Origin of the sequence: Vibrio sp. 10N.222.52.C3 (assembly GCF_041474195.1) — a bacterium.
GTDB classification, from domain to species: Bacteria; Pseudomonadota; Gammaproteobacteria; order Enterobacterales; family Vibrionaceae; genus Vibrio; species Vibrio crassostreae_C.
Genome location: NZ_JBFRTQ010000083.1, coordinates 1 through 22,235 on the forward strand (window position 1 = coordinate 1; position 22,235 = coordinate 22,235).

Consider the following 22,235-nt stretch of genomic DNA (forward strand, 5'->3'; position numbering starts at 1 on the left):
CTTTACGGGGTCACTTCATAAAGAGTGGCTTTGTTGTTTTTATATAAAGCTTAGTGGCACGAAATATAAAGCTATAGCGGCACGAACAAGATAGAAAAAAGGCGCTGAACATAATATTCAGCGCCTTTGCATTGTTCGTTAAGCAATCGTGATTACTTAATTTCCATACCTTGAGCTTGCAAGTCCGCATGGTAAGAAGAACGTACAAACGGGCCACACGCTGCGTGAGTAAAGCCTAGCTCTAGAGCAATCTCTTTCAGCTCATCGAACTCAGAAGGCGGCACGTAGCGTTCTACTGGTAAGTGGTGACGGCTTGGTGCTAGGTATTGACCTAGTGTCAGCATAGTCACACCATGTTCGCGAAGGTCTTTCAGTACTTGAACGATCTCTTCTTTTGTCTCGCCAAGACCCATCATCACACCTGATTTTGTTGGGATATCAGGGTGCTGCTCTTTGAATTTCTTCAGTAGATCAAGAGACCACTTGTAGTTCGCACCTGGACGCGCTTTACGGTATAGACGTGGCGCTGTCTCTAGGTTGTGGTTGAAAACATCTGGCGGGTTGTCTTTCATTAGGTCAAGCGCAACGTCCATACGACCGCGGAAGTCTGGAACCAGTGTTTCGATACGAATATTTGGGTTGAGTTCGCGAATCTCACGGTTACAGTCAGCAAAGTGCTGAGCACCGCCGTCACGCAAGTCATCACGGTCAACTGAAGTGATTACAACGTACTTCAGTTTCATGTCTTGAATTGTTTTAGCCAGTTTCTTCGGCTCTTCAGCTTCAGGAGCAACAGGACGACCATGGGCAACATCACAGAACGGGCAGCGACGAGTACAGATAGCGCCAAGAATCATAAACGTTGCCGTACCGTGGTTGAAACACTCGGCTAGGTTAGGGCAAGACGCTTCTTCACAAACTGAGTGCAGGTTGTTTTTACGCATTGCTGATTTGATTTCTTGAATACGATGGCTGTCTGAAGGAAGTTTAATCTTCATCCATTCAGGCTTACGTAGAACTTCTTTCTGTTCAGCAGGCATATTCTTTACGGGAATTAATGCCATTTTGTCAGCGTCACGATATTTAACGCCTTTTTCCATTTGGATTGGTTTGCTCATGATTTTATGCTTCTGCTGTAATGTTACTGGTGGCTTGAATGTCTACTTGGTCATAGCCGAGTAGCTCTACGAGCTCTTGTATTAACTGTTGCTCAACGTTTTCTAGTTCACTTGGTCCGCCGAGTTGGCTTACCTGCGCCATTTCCATACCTTGGTAACCACATGGGTTAATACGTAGGAATGGAGACAGGTCCATATCGACGTTGAGTGCTAACCCGTGGAACGAGCAGCCACGTCGAATACGTAATCCAAGTGAACAGATTTTCTTGCCATCGACATAAACACCAGGAGCGTCAGGTCGGGCAGCTGAATCTATATTGTAAGCTTTCAGAGTATTGATTACGAGGTTCTCTATATGAGTAACCAAATCACGTACTCCGAATTTCTTGCGGCGGATGTTAATCAGAAAGTAAGCCACTAATTGGCCTGGGCCGTGATAAGTCACTTGGCCACCGCGATCGCTTTGTATTACAGGGATATCACCAGCATTTAATACATGCTCAGCTTTGCCTGCTTGTCCTTGAGTGAAGACAGGGTTGTGTTCAACCAACCAAACTTGGTCTACGTCTTCTTCCGTGCGTTCGTCTGTGAACTTATGCATGGCTTTCCATACAGGTTCGTAATCCTGACGGCCTAATTTTTTTACGATTAGCTTATTTTGCAAAGCTGCACTCCCTCAAGGATTAATAAAGTGAACGCATTATAAACGCGAAACATGATTCTAACTACAGACGGACTGCAAGGTTTTTCAACTTTCTTTGTATTTATTGAAAATTAAGTTGAATGAATTTGTGCTAGATAGGGTGCTTTAAACAAAAACAGCGGCAATAAGCCGCTGTTTTTCATGTGTAATCGGAGATTACAGAACCATACGAACGATTTCGATCTCGCCCAGTTCTTTATAAAGAGTTTCTACTTGTTCAATTGAAGTCGCAGTAATATTGATAGAAACAGAGTGGTAGTTGCCTTTCGCACTCGGTTTTAGCGTTGGGCTGTAGTCACCAGGAGCATGACGCTGGATCACTTCTAGTACTAGCTCAGTCAGTTCTGGCTTAGCGTGGCCCATTACTTTGTAAGTGAATGAACAAGGGAACTCTAAGAGGTCTTTTAGTTTTGCATCAGAATTGATGTTCATGATTAGCTCCAAAAGGCTAGACTCTCGCAAATTGGCGAAATGTCGATAAAAAGCGTGTTCGGTCAACAGACACGAGTAATAAGGCGGAATATTACGTGTAAATATCACCGAACTCAAGATCAACAAAAGCCGCACATGGCGGCTTTTGGTTCGCTAATGAGTAAATCATGAACTTACTCATTAGGTTAGCTATACAACAAGCTTGGGTTTTACCTAGAACAAACCTTTTGCTTGTTTAGAATAAACCCTTGAACAGAAGAACTAGGTAGTCCCATAGACGGCTGAATAGGCTGCCTTGGTCTACATCTTCAAGTGCTAGTAGTGGGTATTCAGCAACGTCTTCACCGTCTACTTGGTAGAATAGTTTACCAACTACATCGCCTTTGCTGATTGGCGCTTCTAGCTCTTTCTCAAGAACGAAGCTTGCCTTCAGGTTCTTAGCTTGACCACGAGGTAGCGTTACGAAAGTATCTTCGTCGACACCCAGTGCAACTGTGTCCTTGCTACCCATCCAGATCTTCTCTTCTACGAAGGTTTCACCGGCTGTGTGTGGTGCCACTGTTTCAAAGAAGCGGAAGCCGTAGCTAAGCAGTTTTTTGCTTTCTGTTTTACGAGCATTCGCATTCTTGGTGCCCATAACTACAGCCACTAGGCGCATTTTGCCTTCTGTCGCTGAGCTTACTAGGCTGTAACCTGCATTGCTTGTGTGGCCCGTTTTGATGCCATCAACGTTCATGCTCTTATCCCATAACAGACCGTTACGGTTGTATTGGGTGATGCCGTTGTATGTGAATTTCTTCTCTGAGTAGATACGGTACTCGTCTGGTACGTCGCGAATCAGCGCCTGACCAAGTAGCGCCATATCGTAAGGCGTTGAGTATAGGTTCGGGTTGTCTAGACCGTGCACGTTAGCAAAGTGCGTGTCTTTCATGCCGATAGAGCTTGCCCAAGCGTTCATTAGGTCAACGAATGCATCTTCAGAGCCAGCGATGTGTTCAGCCATAGCAACACATGCGTCGTTACCTGATTGAATGATGATACCGCGGTTTAATTCTTCAACTTTAACCGTAGTGCCCACTTCAACGAACATCTTAGATGAATCTGGGAAGTTTTTAGCCCAAGCATTTTCACTGATTACAACATCGTCGTTTAGGTTGATGTTGCCACGGTCGAGCTCTTGGCCGATCACGTAGCTCGTCATCATCTTGGTTAAACTTGCTGGAGAAAGCTGAGTATTCATCTCTTTCTCTGCTAGTACTTTGCCTGAATGGTAATCCATCAGAACAAAACCTTTAGCGGCGATTTGAGGTGCATCAGGAACAACAATAGGAGCGGCGAATGACGATGTAGCTATCGTTGCAGAAAGAGCAACAGAAGTAGCAAAAATCGATTTAACAAGTTTATTAGATTTAATCATTTTGAATGCAATTATTTGGTGAACTATTCATATATTAACAGAATCACTCTGTCACACCAGAGCGCTGATTACCAGAAGTAACTGTTAGATTAATTAGCGAGTTAGGGTGTGTTTTTTTATATAAGCTGACGGGTGACCCATCAGCTTAACTTGTTCTAATTTCTCTTGAGTCAGAGCATAGTCATGAAATGGCCCAATCATCAGACGGTAGTTGTCATCATTTGGCTGCAAGAACGTTGCTACTTCTAGCTTTTCGGCTAGATCTTTTGCTAACTTCTCTGTTCTATCTTCATGCGGAGATGTCGCGACTTGAATAATAAATTGCGGTAAAGCAGCCTTTTTATTTGCGTCGGTTGGCATAGCTACAGTAATGACTTCAATCTCAACATTTGCCGTGCCGGTTCTTAACACATCGAGCTTGTAAGCTGCCGCATAACTAAGGTCAATGATTCGGCCTTCATGGAATGGGCCGCGGTCATTGATACGAACAATCGTCGTTTTGTTATTGTCGGTATTCGTCACTTTTACATAGCTTGGAATTGGCAATGTTTTGTGCGCCGCAGACATCGAATACATGTCATAGATCTCGCCGTTAGACGTTAAGTGACCATGAAATTTCTTACCGTACCAAGAGGCTTTGCCTTTCTCAGTAAACCCTTCGGTCTTCTTTACGATCTTGTAGTCTTCGCCACGTAAAGTGTAATCCGTGTTACCACCTAAACTATAAGGTTCATACTGAGGGTGAGCATCCTCGAGATGCTCTACTGAGATAGGTGCGTCTGGTGCAATATCTGAATCAATATCGTAGCGGCCTGTTGGCTGCTTTGAAGAACAACCATTGATTAAAATCGCTAGCCCTAAGATAGAGGCTATTTTTTTGATTGGCAGCTCATCAACCAAGGATGCTTTTTTTGGAAACGTTGTAATAGACATCGATTAGGTCGCCTTTGAGAATGCTTTTCTGTGTGTATGGATCGACATTAAAATACCAAAACCAGCCATAAGGGTAACCATTGAAGTACCACCATAACTGACTAAAGGAAGAGGAACACCAACCACAGGTAGAATGCCACTTACCATGCCAATGTTTACAAAAATATAAACGAAGAAGCTCAGTACAATACTGCCGCCCATCATTCGACCGAATGCGGTTTGAGCTTGGCTCGCAAGCACTAAGCCACGTCCAATAATAAACAGGTAGATAGCAAGCAAGAACAAGATACCAATCATGCCCCACTCTTCGGCAATGACCGCAAAAATGAAGTCGGTATGACGCTCTGGAATAAACTCTAGTTGAGATTGAGTGCCTTGCAGCCAACCTTTTCCTGAAATACCACCAGAGCCTATCGCAATCTTACTTTGAATGATGTGGTAACCCGCACCTAATGGATCTGATTCAGGATCAAAGAGGGTTCTAACACGCACTTTTTGATATTCACGCATCAAGAAGAACCATAGGATTGGGATAAATGCCCCTAATGCGATTGCCGCGCTAGCAATGATTTTCCAACTGATACCAGCCAGGAATATCACGAAGATACCAGATGCGGCGATAAGGATAGATGTACCTAGGTCAGGCTGCTTTGCGATTAGAATCGTCGGTACAAACACCATCACTAGCGAGATCGCTAATGTTTGGAATGTTGGTGGAAGTGAGCGCTTACCGATAAATCGTGCCAGCATCAAAGGCACCGCGAGCTTTAATAGCTCTGACGGTTGGAATCGAACAAAGCCGAAGTTTAACCAACGCTGGGCGCCTTTAGAGGCTTCACCAAAGAACAACACGCCCAATAGCAAGATGACACCACCTACAAATAGCAGTGGTGCCAAGGTTTCATAAGTACGAGGTGAGATTTGCGCTAGGAAGATCATCACACCTAAAGACAGAGCCATGCGCATCGCCTGGCGGTCCATCATCGCAAGGCTTTGTCCGCTTGCGCTGTACATGATCAGCAGGGCAAAGCCCATTAAAACCAGAATGCCAAGCAAAAGCGGCAGGTCGATATGCAGCCTTTCGAATAGGGCTCTATTTCGTCCAGTTGAAGGATCAAGTTTCATTATTTAATTGGCTCACTTTGATAATCTTCTGCAAGGATAATATGGTCTAAAATCCTTCTTACTACTGGGCCGCCGTTAGAAGAACCGCCACCTGCGTTCTCTAGAACGATAGTCACGACGGCTTCAGGATCTTCAAAAGGCGCGTAACCCGTAAAGAGGGCGTGATCGCGTAAGTGCTCTGCGATTTCATCCGCGTTGTACTCTTCATCTTCTTTTAAGCCGAATACCTGTGCGGTACCCGATTTACCAGCGGTTTGGTAAGACATCTTCTGGAATGAACGTCTTGCCGTACCTTTCTTACCGTGGTTAGCCAGCCTCATACCTTCCTGAGCGATATCCCAATACTTCTTCTTAACCCCGGTTAGCGGTGGGTAAGTTTCAATGTCCGACATGATTTGTTCATCGAATGGACGACCGTTATCAATGGTTGAACGAAGTAGGTGAGGTGCGGTTACTTCACCTTCATTGACCAAAACTGATGTGGCTTTTGCAATCTGCATGGGTGTTGCAGTCCAGTAGCCTTGGCCAATACCAACTGGGATGGTGTCACCTTGGTACCAAGGCACACGGTGTCTTGCCATCTTCCAATCACGAGTTGGCATATTGGCTTTGCTTTCTTCATAAATATCGATGCCAGTATAATCACCAAAGCCGAACATCATCATCCATTTGGATATGCGATCAATGCCGAGATCATAAGCAATTTGGTAAAAGAAGGTATCCACCGACTCTTCAATCGCTTTTTCTATATCCACGACACCGTGTCCCCAACGCAACCAGTCACGGAATGGTCTCGTTTTTGAGTTTGGAATCTTCCAATAGCCTGGGTCATTGCGCGTAGTGTTTGGTGTAATAACACCTTCTTGCAGAGCAGCAACAGCAATGAAGGGTTTGATCGTCGATGCTGGTGGGTAAATCCCTAGCGTGGCACGGTTAACCAAAGGGCGGTTTTTGTCTTGAAGTAGCGCGTTATAGCCTTTAGACGAGATACCATGCACGAATGCGTTTGGGTCGTAGCTTGGGCTCGATACCATGGCTAACACGCCATTGTCTTTCGGATCGAGAACGATAGCTGAACCACGGCGGCCATCAAGTAACTTATGTACGTATAGCTGTAGCTTGATATCTAAGTTAAGTACGATATCTTTGCCTGGAACCGAAGGGACAAATTTGAGGGTACGAATCACTCGTCCACGACTGTTAACTTCGACTTCTTGGTAGCCAGCTGTACCGTGCAACATATCTTCGTAATAACGCTCAATACCCAACTTACCGATATCACGTGTAGCTTGGTAATTGGCGTCTTTTTCTTCTCGCATCAAGCGCTGCATATCACGGTCATTGATGCGCGATACATAGCCTATTACGTGAGTGAGCACATCACCGTAAGGGTAGAAACGCTTCAAAGTTCCCGTAACTTCAACACCTGGGAATTTGTGTTGGTTTACAGAGAAGACGGCAACTTGTTCTTCAGACAGTTGATTAAGAATAGGTACTGATTTAAAGCGTCGTGAATTACGACGATCACGATTAAAGCGCTCGATACGCTCTGGCGGGATCTCAATTAATGCTTGCAGACGAGCAAGCGTGTCATCCATATCTTTAATTTTTTCGGGTATGATTTCTAGATTGAAAACAGGACGGTTTTCGGCAAGAAGTATACCGTTGCGATCGTAAATCAAACCACGGTTAGGGGCGATCGGAACGACCTTGATACGGTTGTCGTTAGAACGAGTTTTATAGTCTTGGTATTGATTGACCTGAATGTTGTACAGGTTAACAACCAACATCGACATCATGACTATGATCCCCGCAAACGCAACAAAAGCACGGCTAGTAAATAGTCGTGCTTCTGCTTTGTAATCGCGGATTTGGCTACGTTTACGTAACATTAACGCTTATTCTCGATGATAAGGGTGGTTAGCAGTGATGCTCCAAGCTCGATACAAGCTTTCAGCCATGATAACGCGTACTAATGGGTGAGGGAGAGTAAGCGCAGACAGAGACCAACTTTGGTCTGCGGCCGCTTTACATGCAGGTGCTAATCCTTCAGGCCCGCCAATTAGGATAGATACGTCACGTCCATCCAGCTTCCAACTTTCTAATTGCTCAGCAAGTTGAGGTGTATCCCACTTTCTACCTGGGATATCGAGCGTGACAATACGGTTGCCTTTTGGAACTGCAGCCAGCATCGCTTCACCTTCTTTTTGAAGAATGCGTGCAATATCTGCATTTTTACCGCGCTTTCCTGCAGTAATTTCAATGAGCTCTAATGGCATATCGTGAGGGAAGCGGCGTTTGTATTCTTGAAACCCTTCTTCAACCCACTTTGGCATTTTTGTGCCAACTGCGATTAACTGGATCTTCAAAGCTTAGCCCCAAAGTTTTTCTAGTTGGTACAGCTCACGATGCTCTTCTTGCATAACGTGAAGCATGCTTGTGCCCATATCTAGAACAACCCATTCACCTTCTTGCTGGCCGTCCATACCTAGAGGTTGCATACCCGCTTTACGCACTTCATCAGCAACATGCTGTGCAATAGAGGCAACATGGCGTTTAGAGGTGCCAGTACAAACAATCATGTAATCAGTAACGCTTGATTTGCCTTCTACATCGATAGTTACAATCGATTCTGCTTTCATGTCGTCGGCTTTGTCTGCAAGAAAGTCTTTTAGTTCTTCACGTAACACTGGGTGTTCCTTTAATCTGAATTTAGCTTTGTTTAGGGCTTGTTGACCCTAGAATATAACACGCTTTTATGCGTGGAATGGTATTGAAGCTGAAGGGATACAAAACTCTACGCTTAACTGATGAATTAGTGGCCAAGGCGACTGCTCATATTGAGTTTTTGTCATCAATTCAGCTTGAGTGAGCAACGCGAACAAAGAGTGTAATTGAGAAATCGAAACTCTTGTTAGCGCGGCGTTATAAAGAGGCTTTTTAGATTGCCAGATACGGTGTTTTTCGAAGACCTGACCAATCGGCATCTGTTTCATTTGTTGCTGCATTTGTAATAGCAGAGCAAGCTCTCGTTGTATGCTACGTAATAAAATGACGGGTTCGACACCTTCAGCTTCTAGCTGACGCAGGATTCGTTGTGCTCGGTTACCTTTGCCTGCCAATAACGCATCACTCCAATGGAATGGAGTAAAATGGTTGTGTCGACTCAGCGATTCTTCTAAGCGTACTAACGTGAGTTTTCCATCTGGGTATTGGAGAGCCAGTTTTTCTAGGCTTTGGGTGAGAGCAAATAGATTACCCTCATGCCATTGCGCCAGCATTTGAATCGCTTCAGGGTCTGGCGTTAAACCGATTTGACGGCAACGCGCTTGGACAAACTGAGGTAACCGACTGACATCTGGCGTTAGGCAACTGACCCAGTGACCCTGATTCGAAAGAGCCTTAAACCACTTAGCGCTTTCTTGAGCTTTGGTGAGCTTAGTGCCCACCAAGATTAACAAGATATCACTGTGGATATGCTCGGAGATTGCGAGTAGCTCTTTCGCTATTGCGGCATTGACGCCTGACTCTGGCAGTTCAAGCTCGATGACCTGACGGCTAGAGAATAGGCTCAGTGCTTGAGTGCAGTCGTAGACTTGATTCCAGTCGAGACTGCTATCAATCGCAAAGCGGTGACGTTCTTCAAAGCCTTGCTGTTTTGCAGCCTTTTGAATCGCTTCTCGGCTCTCTTGCAACAGTAGCGGTTCGTTACCAAAAATTAGGTAAACATTACTCAACTGTTTAATAAGTTGCTCTGATAAGCGGTCAGCAAAAATACGCATCAAATAAACCTATTACTCAGCCGAATCGCTAAGTGTTGGTTGTTCTTCTGAAGCTGGTACGATCTCAACATTCTTGATGTTGTATTGCTTTTCGAGTTCTTTCACTTGAACGTGCTCTAGTGCATCTAGGTCCATGCTATCAGCTGCAATGTTCGCTTTTAGTCGAGCCATCTGACGAAGGATTTGGCTTGTTGCCAACTTACGCATCTCATCTTCGATCATGTCTCGTTCAACCGACTTCGCAAGTGCAGTTAGCGGGTTATCTAGGTAACTACGGGTTACGCTGGTTGAGAACGTCTTTGAGCCTAGATCCGGGACAGTTACGCGGTATGAAGCGCGGAATGTCAGTTCTTTCTCTGCTGCACGAGTGTTTTGGTATAGAGACAGAGTTCGCTCACCAACACTTTCACTCATAATGTGCAGGTTTGGTGTGTTTTCAGCCGGTGGCACAATTTCAACATCATTCATACGCAGTTGGCCTTTCATCATACGTGTAAACGTACTGTATTGGTCGTAACTGGTTACCGAGATCTTGTTGAGCTCCTCCGGTACAGAGTAGTCACCACGTAGGTGAAAACCACAGGCACTAAGTAGGCTAACGGTTAGAACAACAATAGTAACTTTCAATGAAGATAGTGGAATCAGGCGCATTATTTGATGGCTCTCATGAAGGTAGAATACTTATTTAAATGCTTTAGTTTGTTGGCGTGAGGTTAGTCACTGAAAGTAAAGCGTTTAAATAAGTAGACAGGGTAATTTAATTACCCTGTCTAAAGACTGCCAAAAACGAATTAAGTTCGTTTTAGTCTACAGCGATTAGTTAGCAACGATGTTTAGAAGCTTACCTGGTACGAAGATAACTTTACGGATAGTTAAGCCATCTAGGAACTTCTTAGCGTTCTCATCGTTTAGACCAAGCTCACGAACTTGCTCTTCTGTTGCATCAGCAGCAACGGTTAGTTTCGCACGTAGCTTACCGTTGATCATTACAACGATAGTCTTCTCGTCTTCAACTAGCGCTTTCTCATCGAAAGTTGGCCATGTTGCTGAGTCTACGTTTGATTCACCAAGTGCAATCCACATTTCGTAAGAGATGTGTGGAGTCATTGGGTAAAGCATGCGTACTACCGCTTTTAGCGCTTCATCAAGGATTGCACGATCTTGTACAGATTCTTGAGGCGCTTTCGCCAGCTTGTTCATCAGTTCCATGATTGCAGCGATTGCCGTGTTGAACGTTTGGCGGCGGCCAATATCGTCCGTTACTTTCGCGATAGTTTTATGGATATCACGACGAAGTGCTTTTTGGTCGCCAGATAGCGCAGAAGCATCAACAGATTCAGCAGCACCCTTAGAAGAGTGAGCGTGAACCAATTTCCAAACACGTTTAAGGAAGCGGTTAGCCCCTTCAACGCCAGACTCTTGCCACTCAAGCGTCATGTCTGCAGGTGATGCAAACATCATGAATAGACGTACTGTATCAGCGCCGTACTTGTCTACCATCTCTTGTGGGTCGATACCGTTGTTCTTAGACTTAGACATTTTGATCATGCCTGAGTGTTCAACTTCACGACCTTGATCGTCGACTGCTTTTTCGATGCGACCTTTACCGTCACGTTCAACCGTTACGTCAGTCGGTGCAATCCACTCTTTGGTGCCTTTTTCGTTTTCGTGATAGAACGCGTCAGCCAGAACCATGCCTTGACATAGTAGTTGCTTGAACGGTTCATCAGACGTCACGTAGCCAGCATCACGTAGAAGCTTATGGAAGAAACGAGAGTAAAGCAGGTGCATACAAGCGTGCTCGATACCACCAACGTATTGATCAACTGGTAGCCAGTAGTTTGCTTTCTCTGGATCTAGAATGTCGTCTGCTTGCGGTGAACAGTAACGTGCGTAGTACCAAGAAGACTCCATAAACGTATCGAACGTGTCAGTCTCACGTAGAGCGGGTTCGCCGTTGAATGTTGTTTCAGCCCAAGACTTGTCAGCCTTGATTGGGCTCGTTACGCCATCCATTACTACATCTTCAGGAAGAATGACTGGCAGTTGGTCTGCTGGTACTGGGTGAACTTCACCGTCTTCAGTGGTTACCATTGGGATTGGAGCGCCCCAGTAACGTTGACGAGATACACCCCAGTCACGTAGACGGAAGTTTACTGTCTTCTTACCTTTGCCTTCAGCTTCAAGCTTCGCAGCAATTGCATCGAATGCTTCTTGGAACGCAAGACCATCGAATTCACCAGAATCAAACAGTACACCTTTCTCAGTGTAAGCCGCTTCAGACACGTCTAGTTCAGAACCATCTTCAGGTTTGATTACTGGGATGATATCGATGCCGTACTTAGTTGCGAACTCGTAGTCACGTTGATCGTGAGCAGGAACCGCCATTACCGCACCTGTGCCGTAATCCATAAGTACGAAGTTTGCTACGTATACAGGAACAACACGACCGTTAAGAGGGTGGATAGCCGTTAGGCCAGTATCCATACCTTTCTTTTCCATCGTTGCGAGTTCAGCTTCAGCAACTTTAGTGTTACGACACTCTTCAACGAATGCAGCAAGCTCTGGGTTGTTCTTCGATGCTTTCTCTGCAAGAGGGTGACCTGCAGCGATACCAACGTAAGAAACACCCATTAGTGTATCTGGACGTGTTGTGTACACTTCTAATGGTGCTTCTTCGCCGTTAACAGCGAAAGATAGCTCAACACCTTCAGAGCGGCCGATCCAGTTGCGCTGCATGGTCTTAACCATTTCAGGCCAACCTTCAAGGTTGTCTAGATCGTCTAGTAGCTCTTGAGCGTACTCAGTGATTTTAATAAACCACTGTGGAATTTTCTTTTGCTCTACTGGAGTGTCACAACGCCAGCAACAACCGTCTTCTACTTGCTCATTTGCCAGTACTGTTTGGTCGTTTGGACACCAGTTCACTGAAGATGTCTTCTTGTAAACCAGGCCTTTTTCGTAAAGCTTAGTGAAGAACTCTTGTTCCCAACGGTAGTACTCTGGAGTACACGTTGCGAATTCACGGTTCCAGTCGTAACCAAAGCCTAGAAGCTTAAGCTGGTTCTTCATGTACTCAATGTTTTCGTAAGTCCATGGTGCAGGTGCTGTATTGTTTTTAACAGCGGCGTTTTCTGCAGGTAGGCCGAATGCATCCCAACCAATTGGCTGCATTACGTTTTTGCCTTGTAGACGTTGGAAACGAGATACCACATCACCGATGGTGTAGTTACGCACGTGACCCATGTGCAGTCGGCCACTTGGGTAAGGGAACATAGAAAGACAGTAGAATTTTTCTTTGTTTGGGTCTTCACTTACAACGAAAGTCTCGCTGTTATCCCAGTGTTGTTGAACCTTTTGTTCAATCTCTTGCGGGTTATATTGTTCTTGCATCGATGGTATCCGGTTATCTTGGAATTTGTGAGTTCGGTTAGAACAGAATCTTACAGATCGTCATAGAATACCTAAAGGAGCTGAGTACAACAATAGTTATACCCTTCATACTTGCAGTTGCCGCTTAGTAGATTGTGTAATTTTCACTGAATTTCGCAGGGCAACTATACTTAAGAGTATGAATTGCATTTGTTTGTAAGCGGGAGTGCATTGCAGCGCATCCGTTTGCTCACTAAAAGGTTGGTTATCTTAAGGAGGTTGTTATGCCGAAGAAAAAAGCGCTCTATGAAGAAGTCGTCGAAGAGGTGATTGAAACGCTGAAGCATAGCCCTGAAGAGCTCAACAACAAAATCGAAACGTCGGGCAAGTTTGCGAAAGCAGCTAATGATATGACTAAAGATGAGCTTTCATTGATCTCTGCCTACGTGAAGTCGGACTTAAAAGAGTTTTCCGAAAGCTATGAAGAGAGTAAAAGCGGTCCATTCTATTTGATGATTGCGGACTCTATTTGGCAAGGGCTGTTGGATATTACTGATCGTACTAAGGTGGAATGGGTTGAACTGTTCCAAGACTTAGAACACCAAGGCTTGTATCAAGCGGGTGAAGTCATTGGCTTGGGAACCTTAGTATGTGACGAGTGTGGTCACCAAACCGAATATAACCACCCAACCAATATCATTCCATGCATTAAATGTGGTTCTAAAGGGTTTAGTCGTAAAGCCCTTAAACCGTAAGCTTCTGAACCATAGCGTATCAACGCAAAACCACAGCAATGAAAAAGGGTTGACCCGATCAGTCAACCCTCAAATCACTTTTCGTCGAATCTAGCTTTTTGGCTTTCTAATTACCCAACCAATCACCAAGCTGAGCATCGCCCAGATATACAGTGGCCAAGTACCTACTGTGTGATAAGGCGTTTGACCATCCGTTGAAATGAGTTCAGCTTTTAACACTGCCGTTTCAAACTGAGGCACTTGCTTGATTATATTGCCTTTGTAATCAGTAACTGCCGTCACACCGTTGTTGGTCGAGCGAATAACCGGCTTACCAAGCTCCAGAGCACGCATCTGTGCAATTTCCATATGTTGCAGAGGGCCAATCGAACGACCAAACCACGCATCGTTAGAGAGCGTTAAAATAAAGTCAGTCTCGTCGGTTACGTTCTGTCTAACTTGATCATTAAAGATGATCTCATAACACAGTGCCGGCGCTAAGTGACGACCATTTGCCACTATGTTTGGTTGAACAAAGTCGCCACGGCTAAATGATGACATTGGCAAGTTAAAGAAAGGTGCTAATGGACGCAAGATATCTTCAAACGGCACAAACTCACCAAATGGTAACAGGTGGTGTTTATGGTAGCGTTCGTCTGGATCGTAGCTGTACTCACCGTATGGATTCACACCGAGAGAAAGAACACTGTTGTAGTATTTCTTATCTTCAGACTGATTCAGCACACCGGTAATGATCGAACTGTTGTTCATCTTCGCTGCGCTATCCAAGTTACGTAGGAAAGATGGGATCTCAACTTCGAATGCTGGAATAGCCGCTTCAGGCCAGATGATGATATCCGCTCCCCAGTTTTCTCTGCTTAGGTCGGTGTACTTCATCATGGTCGGCCAGCGATGACTCGGCAGCCATTTGCTGTCTTGATCGACGTTGCCTTGGATTAAGACGACTGACGTGGTTTTTTCAGGGTTCGGCGTGACCCAGTCGATGTTGCGAATACCAAAGCCTGCACTAAATACGACGGCGGGAATGAGAGCGATGCTCCAAGCTCGGTTAACAATCGCATAAGTGAATGCAGAGGCTGAAACAATGATCGCTAAAGTTACTAGATCTACGCCGCCAATCGGTGCAAATGAACCTAATGGCGAATCGATTTGGCTGTAGCCTAACCAAAGCCAAGGAAAGCCCGTCATTACCCATCCACGCAGCCAATCGCTGACTAACCACAATGCAGGAGCTGCGAGGAAAAAGCGGCTTAGGTTATTGGCAGGGAAGAATTTATTCAAACCCCAGGTAAATAGCCCTGAATAAACGGCTAGGTAGCCAACAAGCAATGCCATCAAAAATAGGTTGGCTGCCAGTGGCATGCCGCCAAAACCATCAATGCTGACGTATACCCAGCTGATACCTGTGGTGAATTGACCTAAACCCCATCCGTAGCCAATCCAAAGCGCACTTTTAGGAGAGCGGTTGTGGATCAGTAACAGCAACAAAGCTGGGCTGAGAATAGCAAGAGGCCATATAGAGTATGGAGCGAATGAAAGGGTGGTTATAGCGCCAACAAAAACGGCCGCAAGCGGCCGTAATAGGCGATGAATAAAGGTATTAGTCATCTAATTTCTGTCATCTCTTTAGAGAGAAGTTGTTATTCTTCGATAGTCGGAAGAGGCTGTTCGTCAGGAATGGTTACCTGTAGCTGAATCACACGACGGTTATCTGCTGATGTTATTTTGAAATGGTAGTTTTCGATTTCTACAATTTCGCCACGAACCGGCAGGTGGCCGAGTGCTGTCATAACCATGCCGCCTACCGTATCCACTTCGTCGTCACTAAAGGCAGTGTTAAACGTATCGTTGAACTCTTCAATAGTGGTTAAAGCTTTTACAGAGAAGGTATGCTTACTCAGCTTACGAATATCTAGCTCTTCTTCATCGTCGAACTCGTCTTCAATTTCACCAACGATTTCTTCGAGGATATCTTCAATGGTTACCAGGCCAGAAACTCCACCAAACTCATCGACAACGATAGACATGTGGTAACGCTCTTCTTGGAACTCCTTAAGCAGGCGATCAACTCGCTTACTTTCAGGAACAACCACGACAGGGCGAATCACTTGTTCGATATCAAATGGAGCACTTTCTGAACCCAAATACTTAAGTAGGTCCTTCGCTAATAGAATGCCTTCAACATGGTCTTTATCTTCACTGATCACTGGGTAGCGAGAGTGTTGAGCATCAGTAATGAGCGCAATCAATGTATCTAGATCATCTGTGCGTTCAACTGTAACCATTTGAGAGCGAGGCAGCATGATATCGCGTACTCGCATCTCTGAAATTTCCATAACACCCTCGAGCATGTCGCGTGTGTCGTGGTCAATTAGGTCATTAATTTCTGAGTCGCGGATTACATCTACGAGCTCTTGGCGATCTTTTACTTCACCTTGAAATAGTTGGCCTAGGCGTTCAAAGAAGGACTTTCTACTCGGACCTTCAGATTTTTTACTTCCCTCAGAAGTGGGGGGGTTACCTTCGTTCATGATTTCTCAAAAAATAACGCTATCAGAAGTGTGATAGCACACGTTACAACTCAGATTCCTGTGAAAATCACAGGTTCGATGAGTTATTGTTTCTCTGCAACCTACTTTACTAGAATCAATTTACTTTTCTAGAATGTAAGGGTCTTCAAACCCCATAGATTGCATGATTTCTGTCTCGAGTGACTCCATCTCTTCAGCTTCATCATCTTCGATATGATCATAACCTAGCAGATGCAGACTGCCATGTACAACCATATGAGCCCAGTGTGCTAGCAGAGGCTTACTTTGCTCTTCTGCTTCTTTTTCGACAACTTGGCGGCAGATAATGAGGTCGCCCAGTAGATCTAGCTCGATCCCTGGAGGAGCCTCGAATGGAAAAGACAACACGTTAGTTGGCTTATCTTTGCCACGATATTCATGATTGAGCTGGTGGCTTTCTTGTGTATCAACGATACGAACCGTCAACTCAGCGTTCTCTTGAAACTGAGGAATTGTCTTGCCCAACCAAAGCTGAATATCTTGCTCAGTTGGAAGACCTTGCTCATTTTCGACCGCTAATTGCAGGTCTAGTTCAATAGACATCTATTTATCACCTTGTTCTGCAATTACAGAGCTATTTTGTGTTGCTAATTGTGTCGTAACTACCTGCTGAGCCTCAAGAAGTTTGGCTTCACGCTCTTCACGTTTACGCTTTTCAAACTCTTTGCGCTCTTTCTGGTCTTTTGCTTCCCACTTCTCGTATGCGTTGACGATACGAGCAACTACAGGGTGACGAACGACGTCTTCAGACATGAAGAAGTTAAAGCTAATGTCGTCGACTTCATTGAGCACTTCAGTCGCATGGCGTAAGCCTGATTTTGCACCACGAGGTAAATCGATTTGCGTAATATCACCTGTGATCACAGCGCGTGAGTTAAAACCGATACGGGTTAAGAACATCTTCATCTGTTCTACCGTGGTGTTTTGGCTCTCATCAAGAATGATAAACGCATCATTCAATGTACGACCACGCATGTAAGCCAGTGGCGCAACTTCAATTACGTTACGTTCAATCAGCTTCTCAACTCGCTCAAAGCCAAGCATCTCAAACAGCGCATCGTAAAGTGGACGTAAATATGGGTCTACTTTTTGGCTTAAATCACCCGGTAGGAAACCAAGCTTCTCACCGGCTTCAACAGCAGGACGAGTCAGTAGGATTCGGCGAACCTCTTGGCGTTCAAGTGCATCAACTGCTGCAGCAACGGCTAAGTAGGTTTTACCTGTACCTGCTGGCCCAATACCAAAGGTGATGTCATGAGTCACCATGTTCATTAGGTACTGTGCTTGGTTTGGCGTTCGAGGTTTGATGACGCCTTTTTTAGTCTTAATGGTCACTTCTTTGCCGTAGTCAATTTCAGACTCGACGTGTTGCTCCAAAATGCCTGACTCGGTGATCGCCAGATGTATTTGCTCTGGTTCGATATCGATTATGTTGCCTTTAACTGGAGCCGTTTCAACATAGAGGTGTTTGATGATGTCTAAAGCTGCGGCTGTAGTGTGAGGCTTACCAACAATGGTGAAAAAGTTGCTACGGTAATTAATCTCAACGCCCAGACGACGCTCAAGATGCTTGATGTTGTCGTCAAATGGTCCGCATAAACTTGCCAAGCGCTTGTTGTCTGCTGGTTCTAGATTTATCTCTAAGGTAACGATTTTATTGCTCAAATTAGCCTCTCATTTTGTGCCACTCACTCTTAAATAAAACAAAGAGCAAAAAGCCCGATTTAGACCGGGCTTCTGATGGTGATATCCCTATTTCTAAGATGGTCACTTAGTTAGGTAATTTCAAGCTTTGTGTTTGCGCTTTGTGCTCAAACAGTTGTATTGCCTATGGCGTAAATGTCGCTACACCTAGCTCGTCTTCACGTTTTGTTTTTTCCATCATTTCTGCTGGAGTCATAACAACGCGTAGACCCATGTCTTTTTCTGTGCGAACTAGCTCACCACGTAGTGAGTTGGTGTAAACCTCAGTGATCTTCACATCTACGAATTGACCGATTAGGTCTGCAGAACCTTCGAAGTTCACAACACGGCTGTTTTCTGTACGGCCGCGAAGTTCCATTAGGTTCTTTCTTGATGGGCCTTCAACAAGGATACGTTGCTCTGTGCCTAACATTAGACGAGAGAAACGCATAGCTTGTGTGTTTACCGTTTGCTGCAGTTCGTACAGACGATCTTTCTTCTCTTGTGCTGGTACATCACATGGGTAATCTGCCGCTGGCGTACCTGGACGTGGAGAGAAAACAAAGCTGAAGCTCATATCGAAATCAACGTCTTTAATTAGCTTCATTGTATCTTCGAAGTCTTGCTTAGACTCACCAGGGAAACCAACAATAAAGTCAGAGCTGATTTGAATGTCAGGGCGAGCTTTACGCAGTTTACGGATAATAGATTTGTACTCGATAGCCGTATGTGGGCGCTTCATCATCGTAAGAATACGGTCACTACCACTTTGTACTGGTAGGTGAAGGAAGCTCACTAGCTCTGGTGTGTCTTTGTAAACTTCAATGATGTCGTCACCAAACTCAAGCGGGTGGCTTGTTGTGAAACGAATACGGTCGATACCGTCGATAGAAGCAACAAGACGAAGCAGTTCTGCGAATGAACAGATATCGCCTTCGTGTGTTGGACCGCGGTATGCGTTTACGTTTTGACCTAGCAGGTTAACTTCACGTACGCCTTGCTCTGCAAGTTGAGCAACTTCGAAAAGTACATCATCCATTGGACGGCTAACTTCTTCGCCACGTGTGTATGGTACAACGCAGTAAGTACAGTATTTAGAACAACCTTCCATGATAGAAACGAACGCCGTCGCGCCTTCAGCTTTTGGCTCTGGCAGGTTATCGAACTTTTCGATCTCTGGGAAAGAGATATCCATTACTGGCTTTTCGTTAGACAGTGATGATTTAATCATCTCTGGCAAACGGTGTAATGTTTGTGGGCCAAAGATAACGTCTACGTAAGGTGCACGTTGACGAATGTGATCACCTTCTTGAGTCGCTACACAGCCACCCACACCGATCACCACACCTTCTTTTTTATCTTTAAGCGTTTTCCAACGACCAAGCTGGTGGAATACTTTTTCTTGCGCTTTTTCGCGGATAGAACAAGTATTCAATAGTAGTACGTCTGCTTCCTCAGGTACTTCAGTTAGCTCATAGCCATTTGCAGCGTTAAGCAGGTCGGCCATTTTTGATGAATCATATTCATTCATCTGACAGCCCCAAGTTTTAATTAGCAGTTTCTTACTCATTATATGTTCGCTCGATCGTTAGTTTAATTTAAGGGAGCAAATCGCCCATTATTCATCCGCTAGCCCCGTTTGTCATAATTCGGTATTCAATTTTATGACAGGCTCTAGCGGCAAGCGGCGTATTGTACTGGTTTCAAAACCGACTGACTAGTAGTCTGAACAAATCTCTTATGTAGTGGTTTTTATTATCGTTAACGCCATATGCCATAAGGGATAACCCTTTTTTCGAATAAGGTTTTTGGTTACAAGTTAGTTATGAAAAAGTACAATCAAAAACAGTCAAAGAATCAAACTGATAAGTACGAAATATGAACAGTTACGATATTGTAGTAGTCGGTGGCGGCATGGTTGGCGCAGCAACAGCAATCGGTTTTGCAAAGCAAGGTCTGAGTGTTGCGGTGATCGAAGGTTTTGCCCCACAAGCTTTTGATGAATCGCAAGCGATGGACATTCGTGTGTCAGCGATTTCTCAAGCATCGGTCGATTTGCTTGAAAATCTTGGTGCATGGCAAAGTATTGCAGCAATGCGAGTGTGTTCTTATAAACGTTTAGAGACGTGGGAGCACCCAGAGTGTCGTACTCGATTTGATGCTGCCTCACTAGACCTTCCTCGTTTGGGCTATATCGTTGAGAACAGACTCATTCAATTAGGTTTATGGTCTCAATTTGATGCCTACGACAATCTCGAACTGTTATGCCCAGAAAAGCTCGATGTGATTGAGTTTGGTGAAATCAATATCGTAAAGCTTCAATCAGGGGCTGAGTTGTCTGCGAAGTGGGTGGTTGGTGCTGATGGTGCGAATTCAGCCGTTCGCCAACAAGCTGGAATTGGCATCACGGCTTGGGATTATCGACAACACTGTATGCTTATCAATGTAGAAACAGAACAACCTCAGCAAGATATTACTTGGCAGCAATTTCTACCAAGTGGCCCTCGTTCATTTTTGCCTTTGTGTTCTCTAACCTCTGACGGTCAAGAAGTCGGGCTGGGCTCGTTAGTTTGGTATGATTCTCCACTGCGTATTAAGCAACTGTCAGCAATGGCCCCTGAAAAACTACGTAACGAAGTACTTACTCACTTTCCTAAAGAGTTAGGTGATATCAAAGTCTTGAATTCGGGTTCTTTTCCTCTGACACGACGTCATGCTCAATCATACTCGAAGAATAACTGTATTTTGGTCGGAGACTCTGCGCATACTATCAACCCTTTGGCTGGACAAGGTGTTAACTTAGGCTTCAAAGATGTATCAGTACTGTTGAATGTCACCAAAGAAAAGGGTGAATTGAATGAGTCTGTAGCAAGACGCTATGAAGTGATGAGAAGAGGTGACAACCTAGTGATGCAAAGCGGTATGGATTTCTTCTATAAGACGTTCAGTAACGATATTGGTCCACTTAAGTTTGTGCGTAATGCTGCACTCAAGCTAGCAGAGAACTCAGGGCCGATTAAAGCTCAAGTGTTGAAGTATGCCCTGGGCCTTTAATTGAGTATTACAGACACTTTATAAAGAGAAGGAGAGCGAATGCTCTCCTTTTTTGTATCAGATGACTACTATCGCTGTTGCGTCACACAAACCGGTGCATCGATCTCTAAAGAGTACCCTGTATAAACCAAAGACCCATCTTCATTATCTCGCTTGAATGAGGTGATGTTGTTGGAGTGCTGGTTGGCGGCGATAAGCCATTTCCCATCGTTCGTTATATGGAAGTCTCTTGGGAATTTGCCTTCAGTGTCGTAGCTATCAATGAAAGTCAGCCTTTGAGTCTCAGAGTCGATTTTGAAGCTACTGATTCTTGATTGGTGTCGACATGACACATAAAGGAATTGCTCATCAGGCGATAGCTTAATCGCAGCTGCGACTTCTCCCTTCTCCATATTAGGCAATGCATCAATCTCTTCCACTACATTCCAAATGCCTAAAACCTTTTCCAAAGTCAGCAACGTTTCAGAGAGTTCACAGACCACATAGGCTCTGTCTTCAGCTTTGTTAAAGATTAAATGGCGAGGTCCATTGCCGGCGGGCACCTTAATAGACTGTATTGGCTCATCAAGGAACTCTTCTTGCTCTTCATCAAAGCAATAGAAGTTGATGCGATCGGTGCCGAGATCGACAGTCACAAACTGTGGTGAGTTTTGTAAGAACAGGCATTGATGGGCGTGTGGGCTAGTTTGTCTCTCTTTGTTTGGCCCGGAACCAACCATCTGGATTGTTTTGAGTCGTTTATCGATGCTGCCGTTGATACTTAAGCTAAAAATATCGAATGTGCCTGATGAGTATTGCGACGTGATAGCAAACTTATTGTGTGGATCTATCGCGACGTGACAAGGGTGATCTCCCGAGATGAGGCTTGTATTGTGTGTTAGCTGTGAATCAACATTAGGTATATGAATGAGCTGGGGCTGTTTTTGCTGGTCCACTTCCGATGCAGTATAGATCCCAGTCTTTGTTACAGTAATAAAAGAGGGGTTAGTACATTTGATGATCAGCTCTAGAGGTAATAGTTTTCCTGTTTCTAGATCTAACTGAGTTTGATAAACACCTTGGCTTTTACTTGGTGTATCTGTGTAGCAACCGATCGTTAAGGGGAGGGGTTTCATAGGCTAGTCATACTCAATTAGAAAATGGAGCTGACATTGTCTTATAAAATCGTATTAAAAGTGAGGTTATAGAAGAGAATACTTGGTGACTTGGCTAGCAGATTTGCATATTCCAGATAAAACAAAACCCAGCTAAAAAGCTGGGTTCTATTTAATGATGGTGCGGTCGGAGAGAC

At 44.7% G+C, this 22,235-nt stretch carries 20 protein-coding genes; 2 read left to right on the forward strand and 18 right to left on the reverse strand.

Annotated features, from left to right (window positions below):
• Positions 1 to 152 precede the first annotated feature (152 nt).
• The 12 genes from lipA to leuS all read right to left on the reverse strand — a co-directional run bounded on the left by lipA (position 153) and on the right by leuS (position 12,903).
• A complete protein-coding gene (gene lipA / locus AB4517_RS13635; protein ID WP_017064177.1) occupies positions 153 to 1,118 on the reverse strand; it encodes a lipoyl synthase in 966 nt (321 codons plus the stop codon).
• Positions 1,119 to 1,122: 4 nt separating this feature from the next.
• A complete protein-coding gene (gene lipB, locus AB4517_RS13640; protein WP_004737632.1) occupies positions 1,123 to 1,782 on the reverse strand; it encodes a lipoyl(octanoyl) transferase LipB in 660 nt (219 codons plus the stop codon).
• A 195-nt stretch (positions 1,783 to 1,977) separates the two neighbouring features.
• Positions 1,978 to 2,256, reverse strand: a complete 279-nt coding sequence (gene ybeD / locus AB4517_RS13645; RefSeq protein WP_026084358.1) for a DUF493 family protein YbeD — start codon at positions 2,254 to 2,256, stop codon at positions 1,978 to 1,980.
• Between the two features lie 232 nt (positions 2,257 to 2,488).
• The gene (locus tag AB4517_RS13650) at positions 2,489 to 3,670 is read right to left on the reverse strand and encodes a serine hydrolase (RefSeq protein WP_017068508.1); all 1,182 of its coding nucleotides are present in this window, start codon (positions 3,668 to 3,670) and stop codon (positions 2,489 to 2,491) included.
• A gap of 93 nt (positions 3,671 to 3,763) precedes the next feature.
• A complete protein-coding gene (locus AB4517_RS13655; RefSeq protein ID WP_372122003.1) occupies positions 3,764 to 4,603 on the reverse strand; it encodes a septal ring lytic transglycosylase RlpA family protein in 840 nt (279 codons plus the stop codon).
• A gap of 3 nt (positions 4,604 to 4,606) precedes the next feature.
• Positions 4,607 to 5,728 (reverse strand): rod shape-determining protein RodA, encoded by a 1,122-nt coding sequence (rodA, locus tag AB4517_RS13660; protein ID WP_017062334.1) that lies wholly within the window; start codon positions 5,726 to 5,728, stop codon positions 4,607 to 4,609.
• Entirely contained in the window at positions 5,728 to 7,620 is a 1,893-nt protein-coding gene (gene mrdA, locus AB4517_RS13665) for a penicillin-binding protein 2 (RefSeq protein WP_017068507.1), read from the reverse strand. Before mrdA ends, rodA begins: the two co-directional genes overlap by 1 nt.
• 6 nt (positions 7,621 to 7,626) lie before the next feature.
• Positions 7,627 to 8,097, reverse strand: a complete 471-nt coding sequence (gene rlmH / locus AB4517_RS13670) for a 23S rRNA (pseudouridine(1915)-N(3))-methyltransferase RlmH (protein WP_017068506.1) — start codon at positions 8,095 to 8,097, stop codon at positions 7,627 to 7,629.
• Between the two features lie 3 nt (positions 8,098 to 8,100).
• On the reverse strand, positions 8,101 to 8,418 hold the full coding sequence (rsfS, locus tag AB4517_RS13675; RefSeq protein WP_004735247.1) for a ribosome silencing factor: 318 nt from the start codon (positions 8,416 to 8,418) through the stop codon (positions 8,101 to 8,103).
• A 66-nt stretch (positions 8,419 to 8,484) separates the two neighbouring features.
• A complete protein-coding gene (holA, locus tag AB4517_RS13680) occupies positions 8,485 to 9,510 on the reverse strand; it encodes a DNA polymerase III subunit delta (protein ID WP_017068505.1) in 1,026 nt (341 codons plus the stop codon).
• Between the two features lie 12 nt (positions 9,511 to 9,522).
• Positions 9,523 to 10,161, reverse strand: a complete 639-nt coding sequence (gene lptE / locus AB4517_RS13685; protein ID WP_372148488.1) for an LPS assembly lipoprotein LptE — start codon at positions 10,159 to 10,161, stop codon at positions 9,523 to 9,525.
• 165 nt (positions 10,162 to 10,326) lie between these two features.
• A complete protein-coding gene (gene leuS / locus AB4517_RS13690) occupies positions 10,327 to 12,903 on the reverse strand; it encodes a leucine--tRNA ligase (protein WP_017068503.1) in 2,577 nt (858 codons plus the stop codon).
• Between the two features lie 263 nt (positions 12,904 to 13,166).
• Here leuS and AB4517_RS13695 point away from each other — a divergent pair, with 263 nt between their 5' ends.
• Complete coding sequence (locus AB4517_RS13695; protein WP_017062329.1) at positions 13,167 to 13,637, forward strand: zinc ribbon-containing protein; 471 nt, start codon at positions 13,167 to 13,169, stop codon at positions 13,635 to 13,637.
• A 90-nt stretch (positions 13,638 to 13,727) separates the two neighbouring features.
• On the opposite strand, the gene lnt is transcribed toward AB4517_RS13695, so the two are convergent.
• The 5 genes from lnt to miaB form a co-directional block, all read right to left on the reverse strand.
• Positions 13,728 to 15,245: an apolipoprotein N-acyltransferase gene (gene lnt / locus AB4517_RS13700; RefSeq protein ID WP_372148489.1), complete on the reverse strand. Its 1,518-nt coding sequence runs from the start codon at positions 15,243 to 15,245 to the stop codon at positions 13,728 to 13,730.
• Positions 15,246 to 15,277: 32 nt separating this feature from the next.
• Positions 15,278 to 16,168 (reverse strand): CNNM family magnesium/cobalt transport protein CorC, encoded by an 891-nt coding sequence (corC, locus tag AB4517_RS13705; protein ID WP_012603382.1) that lies wholly within the window; start codon positions 16,166 to 16,168, stop codon positions 15,278 to 15,280.
• 120 nt (positions 16,169 to 16,288) lie between these two features.
• The gene (gene ybeY, locus AB4517_RS13710) at positions 16,289 to 16,750 is read right to left on the reverse strand and encodes an rRNA maturation RNase YbeY (RefSeq protein WP_372148490.1); all 462 of its coding nucleotides are present in this window, start codon (positions 16,748 to 16,750) and stop codon (positions 16,289 to 16,291) included.
• Entirely contained in the window at positions 16,751 to 17,872 is a 1,122-nt protein-coding gene (locus AB4517_RS13715) for a PhoH family protein (RefSeq protein WP_017064169.1), read from the reverse strand. It abuts the gene before it with no gap.
• 163 nt (positions 17,873 to 18,035) lie between these two features.
• Entirely contained in the window at positions 18,036 to 19,460 is a 1,425-nt protein-coding gene (gene miaB, locus AB4517_RS13720; RefSeq protein WP_017062326.1) for a tRNA (N6-isopentenyl adenosine(37)-C2)-methylthiotransferase MiaB, read from the reverse strand.
• Positions 19,461 to 19,768: 308 nt separating this feature from the next.
• Between miaB and AB4517_RS13725 the strand changes: the two genes are divergently transcribed.
• Positions 19,769 to 20,944, forward strand: a complete 1,176-nt coding sequence (locus AB4517_RS13725) for a 2-octaprenyl-3-methyl-6-methoxy-1,4-benzoquinol hydroxylase (RefSeq protein WP_372148491.1) — start codon at positions 19,769 to 19,771, stop codon at positions 20,942 to 20,944.
• A gap of 68 nt (positions 20,945 to 21,012) precedes the next feature.
• Here AB4517_RS13725 and AB4517_RS13730 read toward each other — a convergent pair whose 3' ends face one another.
• On the reverse strand, positions 21,013 to 22,059 hold the full coding sequence (locus AB4517_RS13730; protein ID WP_372148492.1) for a lactonase family protein: 1,047 nt from the start codon (positions 22,057 to 22,059) through the stop codon (positions 21,013 to 21,015).
• Positions 22,060 to 22,235 lie beyond the last annotated feature (176 nt).

What these genes read in the sequence shown, in the direction of transcription:
- rodA (WP_017062334.1), bottom strand. Translation starts at nt 5,728, where the DNA reads ATGAAACTTGATCCTTCAACTGGACGAAATAGAGCCCTATTCGAAAGG.
- AB4517_RS13695 (WP_017062329.1), top strand. Translation starts at nt 13,167, where the DNA reads ATGCCGAAGAAAAAAGCGCTCTATGAAGAAGTCGTCGAAGAGGTGATT.
- miaB (WP_017062326.1), bottom strand. Translation starts at nt 19,460, where the DNA reads ATGAGTAAGAAACTGCTAATTAAAACTTGGGGCTGTCAGATGAATGAA.
- AB4517_RS13730 (WP_372148492.1), bottom strand. Translation starts at nt 22,059, where the DNA reads ATGAAACCCCTCCCCTTAACGATCGGTTGCTACACAGATACACCAAGT.
- leuS (WP_017068503.1), bottom strand. Translation starts at nt 12,903, where the DNA reads ATGCAAGAACAATATAACCCGCAAGAGATTGAACAAAAGGTTCAACAA.
- lptE (WP_372148488.1), bottom strand. Translation starts at nt 10,161, where the DNA reads ATGCGCCTGATTCCACTATCTTCATTGAAAGTTACTATTGTTGTTCTA.
- corC (WP_012603382.1), bottom strand. Translation starts at nt 16,168, where the DNA reads ATGAACGAAGGTAACCCCCCCACTTCTGAGGGAAGTAAAAAATCTGAA.
- AB4517_RS13725 (WP_372148491.1), top strand. Translation starts at nt 19,769, where the DNA reads ATGAACAGTTACGATATTGTAGTAGTCGGTGGCGGCATGGTTGGCGCA.
- AB4517_RS13655 (WP_372122003.1), bottom strand. Translation starts at nt 4,603, where the DNA reads ATGTCTATTACAACGTTTCCAAAAAAAGCATCCTTGGTTGATGAGCTG.
- lnt (WP_372148489.1), bottom strand. Translation starts at nt 15,245, where the DNA reads ATGACTAATACCTTTATTCATCGCCTATTACGGCCGCTTGCGGCCGTT.
- AB4517_RS13650 (WP_017068508.1), bottom strand. Translation starts at nt 3,670, where the DNA reads ATGATTAAATCTAATAAACTTGTTAAATCGATTTTTGCTACTTCTGTT.
- mrdA (WP_017068507.1), bottom strand. Translation starts at nt 7,620, where the DNA reads ATGTTACGTAAACGTAGCCAAATCCGCGATTACAAAGCAGAAGCACGA.
- holA (WP_017068505.1), bottom strand. Translation starts at nt 9,510, where the DNA reads ATGCGTATTTTTGCTGACCGCTTATCAGAGCAACTTATTAAACAGTTG.
- ybeY (WP_372148490.1), bottom strand. Translation starts at nt 16,750, where the DNA reads ATGTCTATTGAACTAGACCTGCAATTAGCGGTCGAAAATGAGCAAGGT.
- lipA (WP_017064177.1), bottom strand. Translation starts at nt 1,118, where the DNA reads ATGAGCAAACCAATCCAAATGGAAAAAGGCGTTAAATATCGTGACGCT.